2 protein-coding genes are annotated in these 667 nt (G+C 55.2%); both read left to right on the forward strand.

Annotated features, from left to right (window positions below; all coding sequences use genetic code 11):
* The coding region (locus ACIOVB_RS10120; protein WP_401267244.1) for a hypothetical protein at positions 1-217 on the forward strand (217 nt) is incomplete at its 5' end.
* Between the two features lie 125 nt (positions 218-342).
* Positions 343-667: DUF3015 family protein (locus ACIOVB_RS10125; RefSeq protein ID WP_401267246.1), on the forward strand; the 325-nt coding region annotated here is incomplete at its 3' end.

Raw genomic sequence — 667 nt, forward strand, 5'->3', positions numbered from 1 at the left:
AATGAAAACGCAACCATCAACAATACTCCAGCTAAAAGCAGTAAAGCAGCAACAGGATCAGGCATCGGGCTTCCTTAACAATCAGGCGGGGCAGATAGCGGCATTCTGGCGCTGCCCGTGCCCCACTGGCAAGGCGCGCCATGTGACAAAGCATAGACAACCGGCTGCCCATGTCCCGCCACCCATGAAATCGGGGTTATCGCCAAATCTTTTGTAAAAACTCACGGAACCCCGGGAACGTGCCTAAACTCCAAACTGCGCGGCTGGAACTAATACTGGCCCACTGGCACCGTCAGGTGTCAGAACCCTGTCCATTGGTATGCACATAAAGAGAACAAAGCTATGAAACGGATTCTTCTCGGTACTCTCTTCACCGCTGTATCCATCAACGCAATGGCGCAAGCTCCAGGCGGCCCGGATTGCGGTTGGGGCAACATGCTGTTCGAAGGTCAGCGTGGCACCCCTGCTCACTTCCTGGCATCCACCACCAACGGCACTTCCGGTAACGCCACGTTTGGTATGACTTCCGGCACCAACGGTTGCTCGACCAACGCGTCGCTGACCTACGGCGGCAAATCCTGGTTTGCCATGAATGGCATGATGAACGAGCTGTCCGAAGACATGGCAAAAGGTAACGGCGAAGCGCTGACTACCTATGCCGTGGTAC

Source organism: Pseudomonas sp. NPDC087639 (assembly GCF_044743385.1).
GTDB lineage: Bacteria > Pseudomonadota > Gammaproteobacteria > Pseudomonadales > Pseudomonadaceae > Aquipseudomonas.